The organism is Bradyrhizobium sp. SPXBL-04 (assembly GCF_051853035.1).
Classification (GTDB): domain Bacteria; phylum Pseudomonadota; class Alphaproteobacteria; order Rhizobiales; family Xanthobacteraceae; genus Bradyrhizobium; species Bradyrhizobium zhanjiangense.
In genome coordinates this window covers 204172-227526 of record NZ_CP182472.1, presented here as the reverse complement: position 1 = coordinate 227526, position 23355 = coordinate 204172, and the positions used below count along the sequence as shown (strand labels likewise).

Sequence of the window (23355 nt, the reverse complement as noted above, 5' to 3'; positions counted from 1 at the left end):
AAAATACTTATGTACCGCCCGGGACCGGCAGGTTCACCCAATCCATGCCGAAAATGCATTGTGAAGGATGGACGGCTGCCCTGTACAGAGGCGGCCGTTCACATGGCCAAACGTTTTTCCGCTTCAATCTGCAACTTTTTTGTGCCATTTGCCCGGAAAGATGCCAGATTGACGCAGCGCCGGGGACATACGGCGCGGCGCATCCCGGGGAATAGGCCTGCCATGAAACTCGTCGTCGCGATCATCAAACCCTTCAAGCTCGATGAGGTCCGCCAGGCCCTGACGGCGATCGGCGTCCACGGCATGACCGTGACCGAGGTGAAGGGCTATGGCCGCCAGAAGGGCCACACCGAGATTTATCGCGGCGCCGAATATGTCGTGAACTTCCTGCCGAAGCTGCGCATCGAGATCGCGGTCGCGTCCGACGTTGCCGACAAGGCGGTCAGCGTGATCACTGCGACCGCGCGCACCGGCCAGATCGGTGACGGCAAGATCTTCGTCACGCCGATCGACCACGCGCTGCGTATCCGCACCGGCGAAACCGACAGCGACGCGCTCTGATCTAATCTAATACATCTTCTTCGATCGCACCGGGCAACGACGCCACAGCGTGCGACGCCAGTTAATGCCGGGGGGAACGACATGGCGGGATATTTGCGCCGCGCAGCCGCTATGGCTGCGCCGATCGGATTTGCGTCTGCCATTGCCTCGCCGGCGCACGCCGCAGGCTCCGAGATCAACACTGCCGATACCGCCTGGATGATCGTCGCCACCGCGCTGGTGCTGATGATGACGATCCCCGGACTTGCGCTGTTCTACTCCGGCATGGTGCGCAAGAAGAACGTGCTTGCCACCATGGCGCAGAGCCTCGCCGCGGTGACGCTGATTTCGATTCTCTGGGTCGCGTTCGGTTATTCGCTGTGCTTCGTCGGCGACGGCCCGTGGATCGGCACGCTCGACCGCTGGTTCCTGGCGGGCATGACCATGGACAGCGTCAACCCGGCGGCCAAGACGATCCCGGAATCGCTGTTCATGCTGTACCAGATGACGTTTGCGATCATCACGGTGGCGCTGGTCGCGGGCTCGGTCGCCGATCGCATGCGGTTCTCCGCCTATCTCCTGTTCTCCGTCGCCTGGTTCATCTTCGTCTATATTCCGCTGGCGCATTGGGTGTGGGGTGGCGGCTTCCTCGCCAGCATGGGCGTTTTGGATTTCGCTGGCGGCCTCGTGGTGCATTTGTCCGCCGGCACCGGCGGCCTCGTCGCCGCGAAGGTGATGGGGCGCCGTCACGGCTACGGCACCGAGAATCTTTCGCCGTTCGATCTCTCGCTGGCGGTGATGGGCACCGGCCTGTTGTGGGTCGGCTGGTTCGGCTTCAATGGCGGCTCGGCCGGCGCGGCCAATTCGCGCGCGGTGATGGCGATCATTGCAACGCATCTCGCCGCTTGCGCCGGCGCCCTGACATGGGGCGCGATCGAATGGTCGACGCGGCGCAAGCCCTCGGTGCTCGGCATGATCTCCGGCGCGGTCGCAGGCCTCGGCACCATCACACCGGCCTCCGGATTCGTGGCGCCCTGGCACGGCATCGTCATCGGCATCATTGCCGGTGCGGTTTGCTACTGGGCCTGCACGTGGCTGAAGCACCGCTTCAACTATGACGATTCGCTCGACGTGTTCGGCGTCCACGGCATCGGCGGCCTGACCGGCACCCTGCTTGGCGGCGTGTTCGCAACCAGCGCCATCGGCGGCACCGCCGGCCTGATCGAGGGCCACCCGCAGCAAGTGTTGATCCAGCTCTATGGCGTCGCCGTCACCTTCGTATGGTCGGCAGGGGTGAGCTTCATCCTGCTCAAGCTGGTCGGCCTGTTCGTGCCCTTGCGCGTATCCCGTGAGCACGAGCTCGAGGGGCTGGATATTTCGCAGCACGGCGAGGCGCTTCAGTAACAGGGGCTTGCGCAACACATAAGTACGTGCTTATGTGTTGTCATGATCGAAGCCGACATCTTCAAGGCGCTGGCCGACCCGACGCGCCGCAAGGTCTTTGAAAAGCTCGCTGGCGGAAGCCTGAATGCCAGCGCCTTGCGCGACGGATTGGAGATCAGCCAACCCGCGATGTCGCAGCATCTTTCGGTGCTGCGCGCGGCAGGCCTCGTGCGCGAACAGCGGCAGGGCCGCTTTGTGAATTACGAAGTCGACCCGGACGGAATTGTCGCCATCGGGGCATGGCTTGCGCGCTACCGCGCCTATTGGCCGAAGCGCATGGAAGCACTCGCTGACCTCCTGAAGGACATGGATCAATGAGCGACACCGTGAAGCCTGATCGTCCCGACGAAGCCCTCGTGCTCGAATATGATTTCGATGCACCGCCGGCAAAAGTCTGGCGCGCCGTGACCATTCCTGCATTGCGCGAGCGCTGGCTGCCGGATTGCGACCTTGCCGGCGCCGAGCCGGAATCAACGATCGCAGGTGAAGAGGTGCGCTACCGGCTTCGCGATTCCAAACCGCCATTTCGCGAGAGCCACGTCATCTTCCGGATCGAGCCGAACGAAGACGGCGGCACCCGCTTTCGCATCATCCAGCAAGCCTGCGACGAGCGAACAAGGCTGCCGCAGCCGGCCAATAGCAATTGCTGCCTGATGCGCGCGGCGGCCTAGCAACAACACAACTTCATCACCTGCAGACATGGAGGTCGCCGATGCGCGACATGCTTCAGCTCGTCCCTATGGTCGTCGAACAATCCGCCCGCGGCGAACGATCCTTCGACATCTACTCGCGGCTGCTGCGCGAACGCATCATCTTCCTCAACGGCGAGGTCAATGATGCGATGTCCGGGCTGGTTTGCGCGCAGCTGCTATTCCTGGAGGCGGAGAATCCGAGCCGGCCGATCAATCTCTACATCAATTCCTATGGCGGCGTGGTTACCAGCGGGCTCGCGATGTACGACACCATGCAGTTCATCAAGGCGCCGGTTCATACGCTGTGCATGGGCACCGCGCGCTCCATGGGCTCGTTCCTGCTGATGGCCGGCGAACCCGGTCACCGCGCCGCGCTGCCCAATGCGAGCCTTCACGTGCATCAGCCGCTCGGCGGCTTCCAAGGCCAGGCGTCAGACATCCTGATCCACGCCAACGAAATGCAGGAAACCAAGCGGCGCATCACCAGGCTCTATGCGCAGCATTGCGGACGGACTGAAGAGGAGGTGGAACGGACCCTGGACCGCGACCACTTCATGACCGCGCAGCAGGGAGTCGAATGGGGATTGGTCGACCGGGTTTTTGCAGAGCGCGACGCCGCCTGATGGTGCGACAGCGGCCCTCAGCGGGATACCCTCGGCGAGGTTCATCTGCTCGACCCGCGGCCGCCGCGATGAGCGTATCCCGTAAGCAGCGGGCGCAGTGGTCTCGATATTTCTCAAGTCCCCTTCCGTATCAAAATACCTTTTGACTGCCCGACACATGAGCAACATTGTGTCGGCAGCCTGTCCTGCCTGCGTTTTGAGCAGACGTGACCACGTTTTGAGCGCGACGTAATATCGCACCGCACGGCAATGCGCGTTAGGCGCGAAAACACGCGTTTTCATAATCCGTTAGGCAACGCGCCTGATCTGGCACGGCATTTGATTCTACGGGTCTCGGCTGAGCCCGCGTAGTGAACTTCTCCCTCGTGGCGAACCAGTCGAGAACGCCCGGCCATGTCCGGACCGGGCCAAGCGGGGATAGGACCCATGAAAATCGTTATGGCGATTATCAAGCCATTCAAGCTGGAAGAAGTCCGTGACGCCCTGACCGCCATCGGCGTTCACGGTCTCACGGTGACGGAAGTCAAGGGATATGGCCGCCAGAAGGGCCATACGGAAATCTACCGCGGCGCCGAATATGCCGTGAGCTTCCTGCCCAAGATCAAGATCGAGGTCGCTGTCGCCTCCGACCAGGTCGACAAGACCATCGACGCCATCACGTCCGCCGCGAAAACCGGCCAGATCGGCGACGGCAAGATCTTCGTCATCAACCTCGACCATGCGGTGCGCATCCGCACCGGCGAGGCCGACGCCGCGGCCCTTTGATTTCGCGCTCAACCTTTATCCAATCAGGAGTGAATACAATGACGTTTAAGCGTCCCTATGGCGCGGGACTGGCGGCTCTCGCAGTCGGCCTGTTCGCTGCGACCGCAGCCTATGCCGAGCCAACGGTCAACAAGGGAGACAACGCCTGGATGCTGACATCGACAGTGCTGGTGCTGTTGATGACGATCCCCGGCCTCGCACTGTTCTACGGCGGTCTCGTCCGTTCCAAGAACATGCTCTCGGTCCTGATGCAGGTGTTCTACACCGTCTGCGTCGTCACCGTGATCTGGGCCGTGTACGGCTACAGCCTCGCCTTCACCGGCGGTTCCGACTTCATCGGCGGCTTCTCCAAGGCCTTCATGATGGGCGTCACCACCGACTCGAAGGCGGCCACCTTCTCGGTCGACGCCAACATCTCGGAGCTCATCTACGTGTGCTTCCAGATGACCTTCGCGGCGATCACGCCCGCCCTCATCGTCGGCGCCTTCGCCGAGCGCATGAAGTTCTCGGCGATCGCTCTGTTCATCCCGCTCTGGGTCACGCTGATCTACTTCCCGATCGCGCACATGGTCTGGTACTGGCCCGGCCCGGACATGATCCAGGATGCGGCCAAGGCGCTCGCTGCGGCGGGTGATGCGGCAGCCAAGACCGCGGCGCAGGCCAAGCTCGACGAGATCAACGCCGACGCCGGCTGGATCTTCAAGAAGGGCGCCATCGACTTCGCTGGCGGCACCGTGGTGCATATCAACGCCGGCATCGCAGGTCTCGTCGGCGCTCTCCTGATCGGCAAAAGGGTCGGCTACGGCAAGGAGCTGATGGCTCCGCACTCGCTGACCATGTCGATGATCGGCGCCTCGCTGCTCTGGGTCGGCTGGTTCGGCTTTAACGCCGGCTCCAACCTTGAAGCCAATGGCGGCGCTGCGCTCGCCATGACCAACTCCTTCGTCGCCACTGCTGCCGCCGCGCTGTCGTGGATGTTCGCGGAGTGGATCGTGAAGGGTCATCCGTCGGTGCTCGGCGTGATCTCCGGCGCTGTCGCGGGTCTCGTGGCCGTGACGCCCGCTGCCGGCTTCGCCGGCGCGATGGGTGCGATCGTCCTCGGCCTCGTGGTCGGCGTGGTCTGCCTGTTCTTCTGCACCGTCGTGAAGAACGCGCTCGGCTACGACGACTCCCTCGACGTGTTCGGCGTGCACTGCATCGGCGGCATCGTCGGCGCCCTCGGCACCGGCATTCTGGTCAACCCGGCGCTCGGTGGTGCCGGCATCATGGACTACACCGCGATCCCGCCCAAGGTTGCCGATTACGACTTCGCCACGCAGATGATCGCCCAGCTCTGGGGCGTCTGCACCACGCTGGTGTGGTCGGGCATCGGTTCGGCGATCCTCTACAAGGTCGTCGATGTGATCGTTGGCCTTCGCACCAATGTCGAGAGCGAGCGTGAAGGCCTCGACATCACCGAGCACACCGAGCGCGCCTACAATATGTAACTCTCCTCCCGGCCGCGATCTCCTCGGGGATCGCGACCAGACCTACGGTTTGGGCACATACCCGGCAATGCCCTGACCGTTGAGGGGCTCCAGCGCAAGTTGGAGCCCCTTTCTTTTGGTCGGAGCGCCGAAGAAAAACATTGCCATTGCGGACCGCCGGCGCAGAAATATCGACCTCAAGAACAACAATCGGGAGGTCGTCATGCGTTTGGAAGGCGGATGCTATTGCGGCGCAGTGCGCTACAAGGCCGAAGGTGATCCGATGATGCAGGCCCAGTGTCATTGTCGCGAATGCCAGTACATCACCGGCGGCGCGCCCAACACCTTCATCGCAATGCCGGCGGCCGGCTTCAGCTACATCACCGGACAGCCCAAGCAGTTCACGCGCAAGGACCTCGAACGCGCCGTCACGCGCGAATTCTGCGCCGAATGCGGCACCCATCTGGTGACCAAGGTTCCAGGCCTGCCGGCCGCGGTCGTGAAGGTCGGCACGCTGGACGAGCCCGGCCAGTTCCATCCGCAGATGGCGATCTACACCTGCGACAAGCAGGAGTTCCACGCGATCCCCGCGGGCATGAAGACATTCGAGAAGCTGCCGGGGCATTGAAGCTCGAATCGAGCCAGGGAGACGCTGCGCTCCCTCTCCCGCTTGCGGGGGAGGGCTGGGGTGGGGTGCTTCCGCGGGCGAGAGCCCCAAGAGGAGAGAACCCTCACCCGACGCTTCGCGTCGACCTCTCCCGCATGCGGGAGAGGTGACGAACCCGCCCATGCATCCCGTTATTATCCGGCCCCATTATTCCCGCTCTGGACGGGGGCGGCGGCCGATGGTTAATCGTGTCTTAACCTCGCCCTATCTATGGTGAACTGAACCGCTTCCCGCCGGCGCCTTGGTGCGACCGGCTGTTCCAAGAGTGCTGGCGCCCAGAATGGTCATGACCGCTTCATCCCGTGCGCCGCAGGCCAGTGGAAGCTCCGACAGCGAACGCTCGCCCTTCGTCCGGCTGAACGAGCTCTTGGGCCCGCATCAGCCGGGTAAGCCCTTGATTACGCTTGCAGTCGGCGAGCCACAGCATCCCGTGCCTGACTTCGTCGGCCCGGTGCTGGCCAAGCACATCGCCGAGTTCGGCCGTTACCCGGCGAACAAGGGCACCGACCCCTTCCGCAACGCGGCGGGTGCCTGGCTGTCATCGCGCTTCAAGCTGCCGCGGCCGCTCGACCCCGAGAACGAGATTCTCGTCCTCAATGGCAGCCGCGAGGGGCTGTTCCTCGCCGCGCTCGCGGCGGTGCGCTGTGTCGGCCCGCGCCCCGGCAAGCCTGCCATCCTGATGCCGAACCCATTCTATCCGGTCTATGGCGCCGGCGCTCGCGCCGCGGCCTGCGAGCCGGTCTACCTGCCGACAACGGTCGAAAACGGCTTCCTGCCCGATCTCGACGCCATCGACGAAGCGACACTGGCGCGCACCGTGGCGTTCTATCTGGCCTCGCCCGCCAATCCGCAAGGCTCGGTCGCCACGCCCGATTATTTCAAGCGGTTGAAGCAGCTCGCCGACCGCTACGGCTTCGTGATCCTCAGCGACGAGTGCTATTCCGAGATCTACACCCGCGAGGCACCGGGCAGCGCGCTCGAATGCGCCGGCCCCGATTTCACCCGCGTGGTTGCGTTCCAGTCGCTGTCGAAGCGCTCCAACCTGCCCGGCCTGCGCGTCGGCTTCGCCGCCGGCGACAAGAAGTTCATCGGCATGTTCCTGGAGCTGCGCAACATCGCAGCGCCGCAGGTGCCGGTACCGCTCCAGCATGTCGCGACCGTTGCTTACGGCGACGAAGCGCATGTCGAGGAGAACCGCAGGCTCTACCGGATCAAGTTCGATCTCGCCGACCAGATCATCGGCAATCGTTACGGCTATCGCCGGCCCGATGCCGGCTTCTGCGTCTGGCTCAACACATCCGCGTTCGGCGACGACGTGTCGGTGACGCTGAGACTGTTCACGGAAGCAGGCGTGCGCGTGGTGCCCGGCAGCTATCTGGCGCGGCTCCAGCCTGACGGCTTCAATCCCGGCGCGGGCTATATTCGCCTTGCGCTGGTGCAGGATGGCGAGACCACGGCGCAAGCGCTGCACCGCCTGGTCGAGACTCTGGGTTAGGCGGGGCCCATGAGCATGTCGGCAATCGAACGTGTCATTCCACTGGTCGGCCATCTGCCGCCCTCGATCCGAGAGGGGCTGGCGCGACGTCTGCGCGAGCTCACCGGCCTCGGCCTGATCGCGCTGGCGGGCGTCGCATCGGCGGCGCTGATGACCTGGTCGGTGCAGGATCCCAGCCTCAGCCACGCCACCTCACGGCCAATCCGCAACATCCTCGGCTATGCCGGTGCGATCGGTGCCGACCTCTCGATGCAGATCCTCGGCCTTGGCGCGATCATGCTGGTCCTGACCGTCGCGGTCTGGGGCTGGCGCATGATGACGCATCGCCCGTTCGACCGCGAAGCGCTGCGGCTCGGCTCATGGATTCTCTGCACGGTGATCGCCGCGGGCTTTGTCAGCTGCTGGCCGCACGGCGGCGCCTGGCCGCTGCCGACCGGCCTCGGCGGTGTCGTCGGCGATGCCCTGGTGCGCGCGCCCGCCGTGATCTTCGGACCTGCAGGAACAATCTATCGCATCGTGCTGGGCACGATCCTGTTCGCCGCGATGACGGCGACCTTCCTGATCGCCTGCGGTCTCGGCGCACGCGAGCATGACGACGAGCTCGCGGAGATCGAGGATGACGACAAACCGCTCGACGAAGACGAGGAGAGCGATCGCGGCTCGGTGTCGCTGGGCTGGCTGTTCCACGCCTTGATGAGCACCAAGGCGCGACTGATCTGGCTCTTCGGTGCCGCTTACCGCTCGCTGGTCTCGAGCGGGCCGAAGACCAAGGCCGCTCAGTTCAGCCGTCAGGAGCCCAATCTCGGCGGCGGCCGCGCCGCGCCCTCGATCTCACCACAGTCCGAAGACGAGGACCACGAGGACGAGTACGAAGAAGAGGAAGAGGAGGAGGAAGAGGAGGAGCCCGCCGCGCGCGCACCGCGCAAGAAGGCCGCGCCGAAGACCTCTGCCAAGAAATCCTCCGACAAGTTCGATCTTCCGTCCGTCTCCATGCTGGCCGCACCAAAGGCCGGTGACCGCCAGCCGCTCAGCAAGGCGGAGCTGGAGACCAATTCCCGCTCGCTCGAAGGCGTGCTCCAGGATTTCGGCGTGCGCGGCGAGATCGTGAAGGCCAATCCGGGTCCCGTGGTCACGCTGTACGAGCTGGAGCCGGCGCCCGGCATCAAGTCGTCGCGCGTGATCGGGCTTGCTGACGACATCGCGCGCTCGATGAGCGCGCTGTCGGCACGCGTCGCCGTCGTGCCCGGCCGCAACGCGATCGGCATCGAATTGCCGAACGCGCATCGCGAAAAAGTTTACCTGCGCGAACTGCTGGTGGCGAAGGAGGCGACCGACACGGTGGCAAAGCTGCCGCTCTGCCTCGGCAAGACCATCGGCGGCGACCCCGTGATCATCGACCTCGCACGCACGCCGCACATGCTGATCGCCGGTACCACCGGCTCCGGCAAATCGGTCGCCATCAACACCATGATCCTCAGCCTGGTCTACAGGTTGCGCCCCGACCAGTGCCGGCTGATCATGGTCGATCCGAAGATGCTCGAACTCTCCGTCTATGACGGCATCCCCCATCTGCTCACGCCTGTTGTGACCGATCCGAAGAAGGCGGTGGTCGCGCTGAAATGGGCCGTGCGCGAGATGGAAGAGCGCTACAAGAATATGGCCAAGCTCGGTGTGCGCAACATCGACGGCTACAACACGCGCCTGCTCGAATTGAAGGCCAAGGGCGAGGAGCCGACGCGCACGGTGCATACCGGCTTCGACAAGGAGACCGGCAAAGCGATCTACGAGGAAGAGAAGCTCTCGCTCGACCCGCTGCCTTACATCGTGATCATCGTCGACGAAATGGCCGACCTGATGATGGTCGCCGGCAAGGACATCGAAGGCGCGGTGCAGCGTCTGGCGCAGATGGCGCGCGCCGCCGGCCTGCACGTGATCCTCGCCACGCAGCGTCCGTCGGTCGACGTCATCACCGGCACCATCAAGGCGAACTTCCCGACGCGCATCGCCTTCCAGGTCACGTCCAAGATCGACAGCCGCACCATTCTCGGCGAGATGGGCGCCGAGCAGCTGCTCGGCCAAGGCGACATGCTCTACATGGCCGGCGGCGGCCGGATCAGCCGCGTGCACGGACCTTTTGCCTCCGACGAGGAGGTCGAGAAGGTGGTGCGTCACCTCAAGACGCAGGGCCAGCCCGAATATCTCGAAGCGGTCACGGCCGAAGAGCCCACCGAGGATGAGGACGGCGCGGTGTTCGACGCCACAGGCATGGGTGCCGACGGCGGCGGCGATTTGTTCGCGCAGGCCGTTGCCATCGTCAAACGCGACCGCAAGGCTTCGACCAGCTACATCCAGCGCCGCCTGCAAATCGGCTATAATCGCGCTGCATCGCTGATGGAGCGCATGGAACTGGAAGGCATCGTCGGGCCCGCCAACCATGCCGGCAAGCGCGAGATTCTGGTCGAGGAAGAAGACAGCCATATGTGAGGCGAGGAGCCTCAACACATCATTTCACGCAAAATCGATATCTGCTTTTGCCCGAAATCACGCTAAAAGGCGCCCAGCCACGTTAGGACGACGCGTTGATCAGACATCCGGACATTCGATTCGCTGCCACCATCGCTGCGCGAAGCGCGCGCGTGGCCGGCGTGCTTCTCGTCACCGCCGCGATGGTGACCGCTACGTCGCTCGCGCAGACCGTGCCCGTGCCGAAGCCAGCGCCGAAGGGCCGCGATGGCGGTGCGGCGGGGGGAGGGCCCGCCGTCACCGGTGCGACGCAGGCGCCGCCGAATCCGGTCATCCCGGATCCGCGCCGCAACGTGCCGAGCAGCATCTTCCAGACCTTCGATGCCAACCAGAAGGCGCAGGCCGCCAAGATCAGCGCCTATCTCTCCTCGCTCCAGACACTGGTCGGGAATTTCGTCCAGGTCGGCCCCGACGGCAGCAAGACGCAGGGCGATTTCTACATCCAGAAGCCGGGCAAGGTGCGCTTCGAATATGACGCGCCGAGCCCGATCGACATCGTCGCCGACGGATCATCGCTGGTGGTGCGTGATCGCAAGCTTGCGACCCAGGACATTTATCCGCTGTCGCAGACGCCGCTGCGTTTCCTGCTGTCCGATCGCATCGACCTGATGAAGGACACCAACGTCGTCAACGTGTCCGCCGACGACGTCTTCACCAGTGTCACTATCGAGGAGAAGCAGGCGCTGGTCGGCACCAGCCGCCTCCTGTTGATGTTCGGCGCCAAGGACGGCCAGTTGAAGCAGTGGACCGTCACCGACCCGCAGGGCTACGACACCACGATCGCGGTCTACAATCTGGATTCGAGCAAGAAGCTCGATCCCAGCATGTTCAAGATCGATTTCACCAATTACGGCCCATCGCCGGGTTGAGCGCTCCGCTGCCGTAGGGTGGGCAAAGGCGCGTTTGCGTCGTGCCCACCATCTTTCCTCCTCTCGATCGGCACGTCGGCACGCTTCGCTTTGCCCACCCTACAAAAGCACGCCCAGATACTCACATCTCGCACCCGAAAAGACGGTGGGCACGGCGCTTTGCGCCTTTGCCCACCCTACGAGAGCTTGCTAAGACGCATCCCTCATGCGTCTCTCCCTGACAACCTGGAACATCAATTCGGTGCGGCTGCGCATCGATCTGGTCGCGAAATTCCTCAAGAGTGCGCGGCCGGACGTGCTGTGCTTGCAGGAGACCAAATGCATCGACGACGCCTTTCCGCTGAAGCGCTTCAAGCGGCTCGGCTATGAGCACGTCGCGCTGAACGGACAGAAGGGCTATCACGGTGTCGCCATCGTCTCGAAGATCCCGTTCGAATCGAAGGACATCCGCACCTTCTGCGACAAGATCGATTCGCGGCACATCTCGGTGTCGTTCGGCGAGAAGGCCAACATCGCAAAGCCGCTGGTGCTGCATAATTTCTACGTGCCCGCCGGCGGCGACATTCCCGATCCCGCGCTGAACGAGAAGTTCGACCACAAGCTCCGCTTCCTCGACGAGATGAAGGCCTGCGAACCGCTGCATCCGCGCGGCGAGGACCGTCATATCCTGGTTGGCGATCTCAACGTCGCCCCGCACGAGAACGACGTATGGTCGCACAAGCAACTCCTGAAGGTGGTGTCGCACACGCCTGTCGAAACCGAGAAGCTGAAGGCGGCGCTGGCGGCCGGCGAATGGATCGACGTCGCGCGCGAGCGAATTCCGATGTCGGAGAAGGTCTATACCTGGTGGAGCTACCGCTCCGCCGACTGGACCGTCGGCGATCGCGGCCGCAGGCTCGACCATATCTGGGTCTCGCGCGCGCTGAAGCATGCCGTCAGTGATTTCAAGATTCTTCGCGATGCCCGGAGCTGGGAGCGGCCGTCGGACCATGTCCCAGTCACGGTGACGCTGGATCTATGATTGTCGCCCTGGCGAAAGCCAGGGCCCATTACCACCAGTCTTCGTTGTTGCGCGAGGACGTCGGCAGTCGCACCAAGCCACAAACATTTGGGTTAATGGGTCCTGGCCTGCGCCAGGACGACTTCAGCTCGTCAGCTTCGCACCGGCCATCAGGATATCGCTGGCGATCTGGCTGGATCGGACCGCGAATTCGTCGCGGAGGCGAACCGCGGCGGCGGGGTCGCTTTCGAGCACGCGCTGGAACAGGCTGCGCGCGATGCGGATGACAGAGGCGTGCTCCAGCGCCACCGCTCTCGACGGCCGCTTCATCGGCACCACCAGCGCGAGCTCGCCGATCAGCGCGCCGGGACTGGCGATCATTTCGGCGCCGGCGCCGTCCTCGACCCGGAAGGCGCCGCGCTGGACCACAAAGCCGGCATCGGCCTCGTCGCCGAGATTGAACAGGACGTCGCCGCGGACGAAGTTCCGCTGCTCGGAGCCGATCGCCAGCATGCGCAACGATGCGTCTCCCAACAGGCGCAGTGTCGGGACTCGCTCGAGAAGCGCTACATCGTCGTCGATTGACATTCAGGTCCGAGGCTCAAAGGCACGCGATCTCAAACGATTCGCAGGCCCCTGAAGCGTATCACGGCACCAGCTTGTAGCCACCGGCTTCCGTGACCAGGATTTCCGGGTTGGCGGCGTCCTTCTCGATCTTCTGGCGAAGGCGGTAGATGTGGGTTTCCAGTGTGTGGGTGGTGACGCCGGAATTATAGCCCCAGACCTCCTGGAGCAGGGTCTCACGCGAGACCGGCATCTGGCCGGCCCGGTAAAGGAAACGGAGGATGGCGGTCTCCTTCTCGGTGAGGCGGACCTTGCGCGCGTTCGCCGCGGTCAGCATCTTCGAACCCGGGCGGAAGGAGTAGGGGCCGACCGAGAACACCGCGTCCTCGCTGGCCTCGTGCTGGCGGAGCTGAGCGCGGATGCGGGCGAGCAGCACGGCGAAGCGGAAGGGCTTTGCCACATAGTCGTTGGCGCCGGATTCCAGGCCCAAAATCGTGTCGGAATCGGTGTCGTGGCCGGTCAGCATGATGATCGGGGCCTTGAACCCGCCCTTGCGCAGGGAGCGGACCACTTCGCGGCCGTCGGTGTCAGGCAGACCGACATCCATCAGAACGAGATCGGGAGCATTGGCCTTTGCGGCGCTCGCGCCCTTGGCGCCGGTATCGACGGCGGACGCTTCGAATTCTTCGTGCAGCGATAATTGCTCCACCAACGTATCGCGCAGATCGGTATCGTCATCCACGATCAGGATCTTGCGGGCATTGGCCATGGGGGGTCATCCTTTTGGATCCGGCTCGGCGCGCATCCATGCCGCACCCAGCCGCGAGGGAAAGTTAGGGTCGCCGTTGTTATTGTTGTTCGTGTTGAAGTAGTGGGCTGTTACCGATTCACAAGCCAGAACCACTCTAACCCAGAATAGCAGGGCGTTTTGATGAATGTCCTGTAATGAACTCGACATCGCATGTTCACATGAAAAACAAAGCTGCGTCAGCTAGTTACACCCAGAATCGAAGGGCCAGGCCGCTGTCCGCGATCCGCGTTAAGCCAGCTGCCGGTAATCCGCGCCGGGGCTGGCTGACGGCCGGAGCACTGACGATACCGGTGGCGTTGGGGCGAGGCGGCATTCTCGCCAACAAGCGCGAGGGCGACGGCGGCACCCCGCGCGGCAGCTTCCGTCCCAGGCGATTGTGGTGGCGGGGCGACCGGCACAGCCGCCCCCAGACGTTCTTGCCGGCCCGGATCATCACCGGCGAAGACGCCTGGTGCGAGGATCCCAAAGACCGTCATTACAACCAGGGTATCCGGCTCGGCGAGGGGCAGGGCGGCGACCGGCTCAAGCGCGCCGACCACCTCTACGATTTCATCATCGAGATCGACCACAACACCAGGCCGCGGATCGCCGGCCGCGGCAGCGCGGTGTTCCTGCACCTCGCCCGCGACAATTTCGGCCCGACTGCAGGCTGCGTCTCCATGACGAAATCTGCGATGCTGCAATTGCTGCGACGGCTGGGGCCAAGAACAAAAATCATCATCGGGTGAGGACGGATGCTCGACAAGGATCAGATCGCCGCCGCATCGCAGGTTCTGGTGAAGCATTGGCGCGACGGCACCAAGCTTGACGCGCTGGATGCCCGGTTGCGGCCGCAGAGCCGCGCTGATGGCTATGCCATCCAGGCCGCGCTCGAAACGCAATCGAGCGGAAAATTATTCGGCTGGAAGATCGCGGCAACGAGCGAGTCCGGACAGAAGCACATCAATGTCACGGGACCGCTGGCCGGCCGCATCATGAGCGACACCGTAATCGCCGATGGCGGCACCGCGTCGATGCTGGGCAACGAGATGCGCGTCGGCGAGCCGGAATTCGCCTTCCGCATGGGGCGCGATCTATCGCCGCGCGCGGTGCCGTACACTGTCGACGAGGTCCTCGCCGCCGTAGGCACCTTCCATCCCGCAATCGAAATTCCCGATTCGCGCTTTACCGATTTCGCCGGCGCCGGCGAGGCGCAGCTCATCGCCGACAATGCCTGTGCGCATCTATTCGTGCTGGGCGCGCCGACGACTGCGGATTGGCGCGCGCTGGATCTCGTCGAGGAGCGGCCACAAATCACGCTATGCGGCCAGCGCTATATCGGCCACGGCAAGAACGTGCTCGGCGATCCCCGCGCGGCCCTCGCCTGGCTCGCCAACGAGCTCCGCGGCCTCGGCATCACCTTGCGGGCAGGGGAGGTGGTGACCACAGGCACATGCCATCCGCCGCTGCCGATCAAGGCCGGCGATCATTTTACGGCGGATTTCGGCGTGTTGGGGAAGGTGTCGGTGGGGTTTGTGTAGGCGCACACGCTCCGCTGTCATTGCGAGGCGCCCTTGCGACGAAGCAATCCAGAATCCCTCCGCGGAAAGATTCTGGATTGCTTCGCTTCGCTCGCAGTGACGAAATCGATGACGGTTGCTGGGTGCGTTCCTCGCTAACGGCTCTCACCTGTGTCCGAAGATCGCGCTCCCCACGCGGACATGGGTGGCGCCGAGCATGATCGCGGTCGCAAAATCCGCGCTCATGCCCATAGACAGGTTCTTCAATCCATTGCGCTCCGCGATCTTGGCAGTGAGAGCAAAGTGCGCCGCCGGCGGTTCGTCGACCGGCGGAATGCACATCAGGCCGGAAATCGTCAGCCCATAAGTGTCGCGGCAGCTCGCGAGGAAGGCATCGGCCTCGCCGGGCGCGACGCCGGCCTTCTGCGGCTCCTCGCCGGTGTTGATCTGGACGAAGAGCTGCGGGTGCTTGTTCTGGGATTCGATTTCCTTGGCTAACGCTTGGCAAATGCTCGGACGGTCGACCGAATGGATGGCATCGAACAGCGCGACCGCCTCTTTCGCCTTGTTGGATTGCAGCGGGCCGATCAGATGCAGCGCGATGTCGGAGTAAACAGACGTTAACGCAGGCCACTTGGCTTTGGCCTCCTGCACCCGATTCTCGCCGAATACGCGCTGTCCGGCGGCGATGACCGGGGTAATCGCATCCGCGGCGAAAGTCTTGGACACCGCGATCAGCGTCACGGAGGCGCGATCACGCTGCGCATCCTTGCAGGCGCGTGCAATTTCGGCTTCGACTGCGGCGAGCGCGTTTGGTGAATGGCCGGTTACCGGCGCGGCATTGGCTTCTGTCATGACGTCGATTGGCTGTGGTCGTAACCGAGGTAAGTCCAATTTTACCTAGTTCAAGAAAGAGTTTTTGAACCCTTCGCTTTACCTTGGCCCATGGGGTGGGTAGCGAAGATGGCAAGCGTCAGTCTCAACCGCAAACGAGCGAAACTCAAGCAGGTTCTCGGTATCCGAGCGCGGCTGGCGTTGCTAGCGGTGATTCTGGTGGCCCCCTTGATGCTCGAGCGCATCCGTTCGCTCGAAGACACGCGCGCGCGACAGATCGCGCAGGCCGCGGCCGAATTCACCACCGTCGCAAGGCACAGCGCCGATGCGCAGCGCGAGGTGATCTCGTCGGTCGAGACCATCCTGAAATCGGAGGCCTTCATCCGGGCGTCCGCCGGCGGCATCAGCAAGAGCTGCGACGTGCTGCGCGCGAGCCTGCCGTCCAGCCTGCCCTGGATCCGCACACTTCTGATCGCCGGCCAGGACGGACGCATCCAATGCGCCACCAACAACATGTATGTCGGCCTCGACCTCAGTGACCGGCCTTACTTCCTGCAGGCACAGCAAACCGGCCGCTTCGTGTTGAGCGACTTCATCATGTCCCGGCCCGCGCCGACGCCGACCGTCATGGCGGTTTATCCGGTGTCCGCGTTCAGCGGCGTCCCGGATGCCGTCGTGCTCGCCACCGTCAATCTCGACTGGATGTCGAAGGTCATGAGCAATCTCGGCGGCCGCGCCGGCATTTCTGCGGTGTTGGTCGACAGCGCCGGCACCGTGCTCGCCGCGCCCGCCGACCAGCACAGCGCGGTCGGCCGTCCCCTCGACAACATGCCGCTGATGTCGGCGATCGCCGACAGGGCACTGCGGTCGGACCAGGACGAAGGCTCGCTGTCGTTTCTTGCTGCAGACGGCTCCCGCCGCGCGGTCAGCTATATCCGCATCGCCGGCACCAATGCTCGCCTGATCGCCAGCATCGACGAGGACAAGGTATCTGCGGCCGTGAGCCGCGACATCCGCACCGCCTATCTCCAGTTCGCCTTCGTCGTCGTGTTCGTCCTGCTCGGCGCGCTGATCGCCGCCGAGAAACTGGTGATCAAGCCGATCGAGATGCTGGCCGACATGGCCAAGCGTCTCGGCGAAGGCGATCTGTCGGCGCGGGCGGCGCGCAGTCGCCTGCCCGCCGAGTTCGTGCCGCTGGCCCGCGCGTTCAACGCAATGGCCGCGCAATTGAGCCAGCGCGAGCGCGAGCTGATCGCCAGCAACGACCGCCTGACGGTGATGGCCTCGATCGACATGCTCTCCGGCCTCGCCAACCGCCGCGGCTTCCAGAGCCGGCTCGATTTCGAATGGATGCGCGCGCAGCAATATGGCAGCGAGCTCGCGCTTCTGATGATCGACGTCGACCACTTCAAGCTCTTCAACGACACCTATGGCCATCTCGAAGGCGATTCCTGCCTGACCCGGCTCGGCGAATCACTGTCCGGCATTGCAGCCGACACGATGGGCTTTGCGGCACGCTATGGCGGCGAGGAATTCTGCCTGCTGCTGCCGAACACCGACGTGCCCCGCGCCGTCGAAATCGGCGAATTGGTGCGCGCGGCCGTGCTGAAACTCTGCCTGCCGCACATCACCTCCGCGCATATGATCGTCACCGTCTCGATCGGCGTTGCTGCGACGAAGCCAAACGAGACACTGCGCCCCGGTGATCTCATCGAAGCCGCCGACGCCGCGCTCTATGCCGCCAAGCATCGCGGCCGCAACAACGTCGTCGAGCACGGCGTGCAGGCGATCGAGACCGGCACGACTGACATGATGATGGCGGCTAACGGCTAGAGCGTTTTCGAGCGAAGTGGACACCGGTTCGCGTGAAGAAAACGCATCAAAACAAGAATCTAGAGCTTCGGTTCTGATTCAATCGGAACCGATAATGCTCTAGCCCGCCGCTCCGGCGCGCTCGAGCTCGATCTCGGTCACCACGCGATTGCGGCCACCGCCCTTGGCGAGATAGAGCGCGCGGTCACAGCGCTCGATGAAATCGGTGATCGCTTCGCCGGTCCGGTATTGCGCGACACCGATCGACACACTGATATTGGGCAGGATCTCCCCGGTCGAACGACGCGTGATCCTGCATTCGGCGATCGCGCGCCTGATGCGCTCGGCGGTCTCGGCAGAGGCGGCAAGGTCGGCATCCGGCAGCACCGCGATCAGCTCCTCGCCGCCATAGCGGGCCGGCAGATCCTGCTCGCGGACCTTCTCGCGCAACACCTTGGCGATCAGGCGCAACACCTGGTCGCCGATGCCATGGCCGAAATTGTCGTTGAAGGTCTTGAAGTGCTCGATGTCGAGCAAGAGCACGCTGAGCGGCTCGCCCCATTCCGCGGTCGCCTGCGCCTTGCGCAGGAATTCGTCGAGCGCCCGCCGATTCGCCAGCCCCGTCAGCGTATCGGTCCGGGCGCGCTGCTCGGACCTCGACAGCGAATCACGGATCACGTCGAGCTCGCGGGTCTTTTCCGCAAAGCCTGCCTCGAGCCGTGTCGCGCGGGTGGCGGCGCGGGCCAGCTCGTTCATGAGCTGGGCGACCAGCGCCTTCGGATCGACGCCGGCCTTGCCTTGGTCCGCGACCTCGCTGATCGCCTGCATCTGCGAATGGTTGTCGGCGATGGCCGTCGTCAGAAACTCCTTTGCCGCACCCATGAGGGCATGTAGCCGCTCGGAGGTGCGGACGACGATGGCACTGACCTGCGGCGCGATGTAGGTCTCGAACAGATCCTGATTGGTTCTGCTGTCGAAAGGACGGTTGTGGTCGATCAGGAGATCGATCGCGTCGCGCAGATCGTCTTGGCTGCCGGCGAGATATTGGAACCAGACGGCAAAATTGGCCGGGGTGGGCGCAATCCGCTGCTCGGCCATGCTCCGCAGCGCCCGTCCGGCAATGGACGCGGCATAGTCGTAATCGGGATCGTCGAAGCTGGAATCCATCGCAAGTATCGGGGGTCCTTGGCGGCCGCAACTTCGCATCGACCCCTTAATCACACCCCAACGACGGCCTCGGTATTTTTGCGGAGCAGTTCGGAAGGTTCCCCAGATTGCGGCAACCCATTGACCCCTTGCGGACTTCTATGGCCTAGTCCGCCGTCTTTAAGCCGGCCGAACCACGAAAAGCCAACGATTCCATGACCTCCGAACGCTACAACGCCCGCGACGCCGAACCGCGCTGGCAACGCCTCTGGGACGAACAGGCGATCTTCGTCTCCCGAAACGACGATTCGCGGCCGAAATACTACGTCCTCGAGATGTTCCCTTACCCGTCCGGGCGCATCCATATCGGCCATGTCCGCAATTACACGCTCGGCGACGTGCTGGCCCGCTTCAAGCGCGCCAAGGGGTTCAACGTGCTGCATCCGATGGGCTGGGACGCCTTCGGCCTGCCGGCCGAGAACGCGGCGATCGAACGCAAGGTCGCGCCGAAAGCCTGGACCTACGACAACATCGCCGCGATGAAGAAGCAGCTCCGCTCGATCGGGCTGTCGCTGGACTGGTCCAGAGAGATCGCGACCTGCGATCCCTCCTACTACAAGCACCAGCAGAAGATGTTCCTGGACTTCCTGCGCGCAGGCCTCGCCGAGCGCGAGAAGCGCAAAGTGAACTGGGACCCCGTCGACATGACCGTGCTCGCCAACGAGCAGGTGATCGACGGCCGCGGCTGGCGTTCCGGCGCTGTCGTCGAGCAGCGCGAGATGAATCAGTGGGTCTTCAAGATCACGAAATACTCGCAGGAGCTGCTGTCCGCGCTCGATGGGCTCGACCGCTGGCCCGACAAGGTGCGGCTGATGCAGCGCAACTGGATCGGCCGCTCCGAAGGCCTGTTGATCCGCTTCGCGCTGGATGCGGCGACGACGCCGGCCGGCGAGAACGAGCTGAAGATCTTCACGACGCGCCCGGACACGCTGTTCGGCGCGAAGTTCATGGCGATCTCGGCGGATCATCCATTGGCGCAGGCGGCCGCCGCGAAGAACCCTAAGCTTGCGGAGTTCATCACCGAGATCAAGAAGATCGGCACCGCGCAGGAGATCATCGACACCGCGGAGAAGCAGGGCTTTGACACCGGCATCCGCGCGGTGCACCCGTTCGATCCCTCCTGGAAGCTGCCGGTCTATGTCGCCAATTTCGTGCTGATGGAATATGGCACTGGCGCGATCTTCGGCTGCCCGGCGCACGACCAGCGCGACCTCGACTTCGTCAACAAGTACAATCTCGGCAACACGCCGGTGGTGTGCCCCGAGGGCCAGGACCCGAAGACATTCGTCATCACCGACATCGCCTATGACGGTGATGGCCGCATCATCAATTCGCGCTTCCTTGACGGCATGACGATTGATCAAGCCAAGGAAGAGGTGGCGAAGCGGCTGGAAGGCGAGCTGCGCGGCAATGCGGCGGTCGGCGAGCGGCAGGTCAATTTCCGCCTGCGCGACTGGGGCATTTCGCGCCAGCGCTATTGGGGCTGCCCGATTCCCGTCATCCATTGCCCGAAATGCGATGTGGTGCCGGTGCCGGATGCCGATTTGCCGGTGACGCTGCCGGAGGATGCGACCTTCGACAAGCCCGGCAACGCGCTCGATCATCACCCGACCTGGAAGCACGTCACCTGCCCGAAATGCGGCGGCAAGGCGCAGCGTGAGACCGACACCATGGACACCTTCGTGGATTCGTCCTGGTACTTTGCGCGCTTCACCGATCCCTGGAACGAGAAGGCGCCGACCACGCGGTCGGTGGTCGATCGGCTGATGCCGGTCGATTGGTATATTGGCGGTGTCGAGCATGCGATCCTGCATTTGCTCTACGCGCGCTTCTTCACCCGCGCGATGAAGGCGACCGGGCACATTGCGCTGGACGAGCCGTTCGCCGGCCAGTTCACCCAGGGCATGGTGGTGCACGAGACCTACCAGAAGGCCGACGGCACCTATGTGCAGCCGGCCGAGGTCAAGGTCGAGGTCGGCGGCAATGGTCGCCGCGCCACGCTGCTCGCGACCGGCGAAGACATCCAGATCGGCCCGATCGAGAAGATGTCGAAGTCGAAGAAGAACACGGTCGATCCCGACGACATCATCGAGTCCTATGGTGCCGACGTCGCGCGCTGGTTCATGCTGTCGGACTCCCCGCCCGACCGCGACGTGATCTGGAGCGACGAGCGCGTCCAGGGCGCATCGCGCTTCGTGCAGCGGCTATGGCGGCTGGTGAACGATGCGAAGGAACTCGGCAAGGACGCTCCGGCGGCCCGGCCAGCTTCGTTCGGGACGGATGCGACCGCCTTGCGCAAGGCCGCCCATGGCGCCCTGGACAAGGTCACGACCGGCATCGAGCGGCTGCACTTCAACGTCTGCCTCGCCCATATCCGCGAATTCGCCAATGCCCTGTCCGAGGTGCTCCAGCGCCCCGGCCAGCCTGCCGCGGACCTGGCCTGGGCGATCCGGGAGGCCGGCCAGATCCTGGTCCAGCTGTTCTCCCCGATGATGCCGCATCTGGCCGAAGAGTGCTGGCAGGCTTTGGGCCAGAGCGGGCTGGTTTCGGAGGCCAATTGGCCCCAAATCGAACGCGATTTGCTGGTTGAAGACAGCGTGACCCTGGTGGTCCAGGTCAATGGCAAGAAGCGGGGTGAGGTCACGGTTGCAACAGTGGCCCAGAATCCGGAAATCGAGGCTGCCGTTTTGGCCCTCGATGCGGTAAAGCTGGCCCTGGACGGCAAGCCCGTTCGCAAGGTGATCATCGTCCCCAAGAGGATCGTGAATGTTGTCGGCTAGGATCCGCATCGCAGCCCGCTTGCTGGCGGTCGCCGCCCTGGCGGCGCTGACGGCCGGCTGCTTCCAGCCGATGTATGCCGAGCGTAACGACGGCACTCCCGGCCTGCGCGAGAAGCTGATGGGGGTCGAGCTGCCGCCGATCGCCAAGCCGAACGCGTCGCGCGAGGCGCGCGTTGGCGTCGAGGTCCGCAATGCCCTGGCCTTCAAGCTCTACGGCACGGCGACAGGCATGCCACCGACGCACCGCCTGGAGATCCGCTTCACATCCACCCGCTCCTCGCTGATCGTCAGCGCCGCGACCGGTCTGCCGACCAGCGAGAATTACGGCATCGACGCCCAGTACAATCTGATCGAGGTCGTCAGCGGCAAATCGGTGATGACCGGCACCACTTTCTCGCGTGTGTCCTACGACATGCCCGGCTCCTACCAGCGCTTCGCCCGCAACCGGGCCTATCGCGACGCCGAGGATCGTGCCGCCAACGAGATCGCCGAGAACATCACGACCCGGCTCGCCTCGTTCTTCACCGCCGGCACCTGATTCATTCCAGTTCATTCCGGGGCTCGCGAAGCGAGAACCCGGAATCCAGAGATTGTGGATCGAGATTCTCAGGCGCGCAATTGCGCGCCGTAGTTCGCCCTTCGGGCCCCCCGGAATGACGAGTTTTGAGGCGGCATGGTCGCGCTGCGCGGAAAAGAGATCGATGCCTTCCTCGCCCACCCCGATGCGGGCCGTCCGATCATCCTGCTCTACGGTCCTGACGCGGGCCTCGTGCGCGAGCGCGCCGATGCGCTGATCGCATCCGCCGTCGACGATCCCAACGATCCATTCTCACTGGTCAAGCTCGATGGCGACGAGCTCTCCGCCGAGCCGTCCCGCCTCGTTGACGAGGCCATGACCGTGCCGCTGTTCGGCGGCCGCCGCGCCATCCGCGTCCGCGCCGGCTCGCGCAGCTTTGCCAGCGGCATCGACACCCTGGCCGAGATGAGCGTGAAAGATTGCCGCATCGTGATCGAGGCCGGCGAGCTGCGCCCGGAATCGCCGCTGCGCAAAGCCTGTGAGCGCGCCAAGACGGCGGTCGCGATCGGCTGCTACCCCGACACCGAGCGCGACCTCGCCAAGCTGATGGAGGACGAGCTCCGCACTGCCAATTTGCGCATCGCGCAGGATGCCCGCGCGGCGCTGATGTCGTTCCTCGGCGGCGACCGCCAGGCCTCGCGCAACGAGCTGCGCAAGCTCATGCTCTATGCCCATGGCAAAGGCGAGATCACGCTGGACGACGTGATGTCCGTGGTCGCCGATGCCTCCGAGCTGAAGCTCGATCCCATCGTCGACGGCGCCTTCGCCGGCCGACCCGACATCGTCGAGACCGAATTCGCCAAGGCCATGATCGCCGGCACCTATCCCGGCGTGATCATCTCCGCCGCGCAGCGTCAGGCCGCGTGGCTGCACAAATCGGCGCTCGCGATTGCCGACGGCACGCCGGCCTCTGCCGTGCTCGACGGCGGCTTTCCACGGCTGCACTTCTCGCGAAAGCCCGCAGTCGAAACGGCGCTGCGCAATTTCAGCCCGGTCCGGCTTGCCGCCATCATCGAGCAGCTCGCGACAGCCGCGCTCGAGACCCGCAAGCAGTCCACCCTCGCCGCCGCCATCGCCCAGCGCACGCTGATGGCGATCGCCGCGAATGCGAAGCGGCGGGGGTAAGCGCGGCTCTCACCACGTCATTGCGAGGAGCACTTGCGACGAAGCAATCCAGAATCCTTCCGCG

The 23355-nt window shown here is 64.1% G+C and carries 22 protein-coding genes; 18 read left to right on the top strand and 4 right to left on the bottom strand.

The annotated features are described in order from the left end of the window. Positions 1-222 precede the first annotated feature (222 nt). The 12 genes from ACNJX8_RS01080 to xth all read left to right on the top strand — a co-directional run bounded on the left by ACNJX8_RS01080 (position 223) and on the right by xth (position 12104). Positions 223-561 carry a P-II family nitrogen regulator gene (locus tag ACNJX8_RS01080; protein WP_028176997.1) on the top strand — a complete coding sequence of 113 codons (339 nt, stop codon included), beginning with the start codon at positions 223-225 and terminating at the stop codon, positions 559-561. 81 nt (positions 562-642) lie between these two features. Beyond that, complete coding sequence (locus ACNJX8_RS01075) at positions 643-1944, top strand: ammonium transporter (protein ID WP_439359290.1); 1302 nt, start codon at positions 643-645, stop codon at positions 1942-1944. 42 nt (positions 1945-1986) lie between these two features. Beyond that, positions 1987-2301: an ArsR/SmtB family transcription factor gene (locus ACNJX8_RS01070; RefSeq protein ID WP_018646000.1), complete on the top strand. Its 315-nt coding sequence runs from the start codon at positions 1987-1989 to the stop codon at positions 2299-2301. Then, on the top strand, positions 2298-2654 hold the full coding sequence (locus ACNJX8_RS01065; protein WP_128944575.1) for an SRPBCC family protein: 357 nt from the start codon (positions 2298-2300) through the stop codon (positions 2652-2654). Before ACNJX8_RS01070 ends, ACNJX8_RS01065 begins: the two co-directional genes overlap by 4 nt. Positions 2655-2695: 41 nt before the next feature. Further along, positions 2696-3298: an ATP-dependent Clp protease proteolytic subunit gene (locus tag ACNJX8_RS01060; RefSeq protein ID WP_128930524.1), complete on the top strand. Its 603-nt coding sequence runs from the start codon at positions 2696-2698 to the stop codon at positions 3296-3298. 426 nt (positions 3299-3724) lie between these two features. Then, a complete protein-coding gene (locus tag ACNJX8_RS01055) occupies positions 3725-4063 on the top strand; it encodes a P-II family nitrogen regulator (RefSeq protein WP_008142813.1) in 339 nt (112 codons plus the stop codon). Positions 4064-4101: 38 nt separating this feature from the next. Next, positions 4102-5550, top strand: coding sequence for an ammonium transporter (locus ACNJX8_RS01050; RefSeq protein ID WP_128930523.1), 1449 nt, complete (start codon positions 4102-4104; stop codon positions 5548-5550). A 202-nt stretch (positions 5551-5752) separates the two neighbouring features. After that, a complete protein-coding gene (locus ACNJX8_RS01045) occupies positions 5753-6157 on the top strand; it encodes a GFA family protein (RefSeq protein WP_128930522.1) in 405 nt (134 codons plus the stop codon). 319 nt (positions 6158-6476) lie between these two features. After that, complete coding sequence (locus tag ACNJX8_RS01040; RefSeq protein WP_439359289.1) at positions 6477-7691, top strand: aminotransferase class I/II-fold pyridoxal phosphate-dependent enzyme; 1215 nt, start codon at positions 6477-6479, stop codon at positions 7689-7691. Positions 7692-7700: 9 nt separating this feature from the next. Next, a complete protein-coding gene (locus ACNJX8_RS01035; protein WP_439359288.1) occupies positions 7701-10175 on the top strand; it encodes a DNA translocase FtsK in 2475 nt (824 codons plus the stop codon). A gap of 152 nt (positions 10176-10327) precedes the next feature. After that, positions 10328-11083 carry an outer membrane lipoprotein carrier protein LolA gene (locus ACNJX8_RS01030; RefSeq protein ID WP_128944639.1) on the top strand — a complete coding sequence of 252 codons (756 nt, stop codon included), beginning with the start codon at positions 10328-10330 and terminating at the stop codon, positions 11081-11083. A gap of 205 nt (positions 11084-11288) precedes the next feature. Continuing rightward, positions 11289-12104, top strand: coding sequence for an exodeoxyribonuclease III (gene xth / locus ACNJX8_RS01025; RefSeq protein WP_128944571.1), 816 nt, complete (start codon positions 11289-11291; stop codon positions 12102-12104). A 123-nt stretch (positions 12105-12227) separates the two neighbouring features. Here xth and ACNJX8_RS01020 read toward each other — a convergent pair whose 3' ends face one another. After that, positions 12228-12671, bottom strand: coding sequence for a cyclic nucleotide-binding domain-containing protein (locus tag ACNJX8_RS01020; RefSeq protein ID WP_439359287.1), 444 nt, complete (start codon positions 12669-12671; stop codon positions 12228-12230). A 58-nt stretch (positions 12672-12729) separates the two neighbouring features. Further along, positions 12730-13416, bottom strand: a complete 687-nt coding sequence (locus ACNJX8_RS01015; RefSeq protein ID WP_007598630.1) for a response regulator transcription factor — start codon at positions 13414-13416, stop codon at positions 12730-12732. A gap of 200 nt (positions 13417-13616) precedes the next feature. On the opposite strand from ACNJX8_RS01015, the gene ACNJX8_RS01010 reads away from it, so the two are divergent. Both ACNJX8_RS01010 and ACNJX8_RS01005 read left to right on the top strand, forming a co-directional pair. Beyond that, on the top strand, positions 13617-14186 hold the full coding sequence (locus tag ACNJX8_RS01010) for a L,D-transpeptidase family protein (protein WP_164934846.1): 570 nt from the start codon (positions 13617-13619) through the stop codon (positions 14184-14186). A gap of 6 nt (positions 14187-14192) precedes the next feature. Beyond that, entirely contained in the window at positions 14193-14978 is a 786-nt protein-coding gene (locus tag ACNJX8_RS01005) for a 2-keto-4-pentenoate hydratase (RefSeq protein ID WP_439359286.1), read from the top strand. Between the two features lie 144 nt (positions 14979-15122). Here the strand turns inward: ACNJX8_RS01005 and ACNJX8_RS01000 are convergent, their stop codons facing one another. Then, positions 15123-15812 carry a YggS family pyridoxal phosphate-dependent enzyme gene (locus ACNJX8_RS01000; RefSeq protein ID WP_128940782.1) on the bottom strand — a complete coding sequence of 230 codons (690 nt, stop codon included), beginning with the start codon at positions 15810-15812 and terminating at the stop codon, positions 15123-15125. A gap of 108 nt (positions 15813-15920) precedes the next feature. On the opposite strand from ACNJX8_RS01000, the gene ACNJX8_RS00995 reads away from it, so the two are divergent. Next, positions 15921-17624, top strand: a complete 1704-nt coding sequence (locus ACNJX8_RS00995) for a diguanylate cyclase domain-containing protein (RefSeq protein WP_439359285.1) — start codon at positions 15921-15923, stop codon at positions 17622-17624. A 99-nt stretch (positions 17625-17723) separates the two neighbouring features. Here the strand turns inward: ACNJX8_RS00995 and ACNJX8_RS00990 are convergent, their stop codons facing one another. Then, positions 17724-18770: a diguanylate cyclase gene (locus ACNJX8_RS00990; RefSeq protein WP_439359284.1), complete on the bottom strand. Its 1047-nt coding sequence runs from the start codon at positions 18768-18770 to the stop codon at positions 17724-17726. A gap of 194 nt (positions 18771-18964) precedes the next feature. On the opposite strand from ACNJX8_RS00990, the gene leuS reads away from it, so the two are divergent. From leuS to holA, 3 genes are all read left to right on the top strand, one after another. Further along, positions 18965-21589 carry a leucine--tRNA ligase gene (gene leuS, locus ACNJX8_RS00985; protein WP_439359283.1) on the top strand — a complete coding sequence of 875 codons (2625 nt, stop codon included), beginning with the start codon at positions 18965-18967 and terminating at the stop codon, positions 21587-21589. After that, positions 21576-22127 (top strand): LPS assembly lipoprotein LptE, encoded by a 552-nt coding sequence (gene lptE, locus ACNJX8_RS00980; RefSeq protein WP_128930512.1) that lies wholly within the window; start codon positions 21576-21578, stop codon positions 22125-22127. Before leuS ends, lptE begins: the two co-directional genes overlap by 14 nt. Positions 22128-22262: 135 nt before the next feature. After that, positions 22263-23291: a DNA polymerase III subunit delta gene (holA, locus tag ACNJX8_RS00975; protein WP_439359282.1), complete on the top strand. Its 1029-nt coding sequence runs from the start codon at positions 22263-22265 to the stop codon at positions 23289-23291. Positions 23292-23355 lie beyond the last annotated feature (64 nt).